Source organism: Moorena sp. SIO3H5, assembly GCF_010692395.1.
Taxonomy (GTDB): domain Bacteria; phylum Cyanobacteriota; class Cyanobacteriia; order Cyanobacteriales; family Coleofasciculaceae; genus Moorena.
Genome location: NZ_JAAHHS010000773.1, coordinates 1 through 1,277 on the forward strand (window position 1 = coordinate 1; position 1,277 = coordinate 1,277).

Sequence of the window (1,277 nt, forward strand, 5' to 3'; positions counted from 1 at the left end):
TCTAATGGGTCAGTGGCTCAAACACAACCTACCCAGTCAGAAAACACAACTAAGCCTACCCAGTCAGAAAAGACAACTAAGCCTATGACTCAAGCGAAACCCAAAAAGGCCAAAGATAATATCCCTGTCAATACCTATCGACCCAAAAACCCCTTCATTGGTAAGTGTATATCAAACGAACAACTAGTCCGGGAAGGGGGTATTGGTAATTGCCGTCACCTGAAATTTGACCTTTCTGGAAGTGAGCTGCGCTATCTCGAAGGTCAAAGTATTGGGATTATTCCCGATGGTACTGATGACAAAGGCAAACCCCACAAGCTTCGTCTGTACTCCATTGCTTCTACTCGTCACGGCGATGACCTGGATGATAAGACAGTATCCCTGTGTGTCAGACAGCTGCAGTACAAACATCCCGAAACTGGGGAGACCGTAAACGGTGTCTGCTCTACTTTCCTTTGCACTATGAATCCAGGGGATGATGTCAAAATCACTGGACCAGTGGGTAAGGAGATGTTGCTGCCATCAGACCCCAATGCCAATATCATCATGATGGCAACAGGAACTGGTATTGCACCATTCCGGGCTTTCCTATGGCGGATGTTTAAGGAGCAGCACGAAGATTACAAGTTCAAGGGCTTGGCTTGGCTGATCTTTGGTATTTCTACTACCCCTAACATCCTCTACAAAGATGATTTAGAAGCAATGCAGCAGAATAACCCAGATAACTTCCGCCTCACCTATGCCATTAGCCGTGAGCAGAAGAATTCTGAAGGGGGCAAGATGTATATCCAGCACAGGGTGGCGGAACATGCTGACGAGTTGTGGAAGCTGATGCAGGAACCCAACACCCATACCTACATCTGCGGATTAAAAGGTATGGAAGGTGGTATTGATGAGGCTTTGACCACTGCAGCTGGTAAAGAGGATGTAGATTGGACTCCATACAGACAGCAAATGAAGAAAGCACATCGCTGGCACGTAGAAACCTACTAGTAAAAACCTAATAGGTTACGGCTGGTACAAAGTAAATCCTCCTTTAGGAGGATTTAGATAAAACTAGCGCGTCTGTTTCTTTTGTCCATAGGGCTGAGGTAAACAGGCGCGCTAATGTTTTTTTGAGATTATTCGATAGGGCTGCAGGGCAGTTTTGGCTAAATAAAAACAAGCTTTAAGATGGCTACACAGTTCCATTGAATGTTGCGCTCACTTGATATAAAAATGGATGCTTGCCTGTACAGCATGGCGCTTTTTATATGGCTACATTTTAGGTATAGCAA

Annotated in this window: 1 protein-coding gene; it reads left to right on the forward strand. The window is 45.2% G+C overall.

Going from position 1 to position 1,277, the window contains the following annotated elements:
* Positions 1-993, forward strand: a 993-nt coding sequence (gene petH / locus F6K52_RS36410; RefSeq protein WP_293090111.1) for a ferredoxin--NADP reductase, incomplete at its 5' end; no start/stop codon positions are given.
* Positions 994-1,277: the final 284 nt, after the last annotated feature.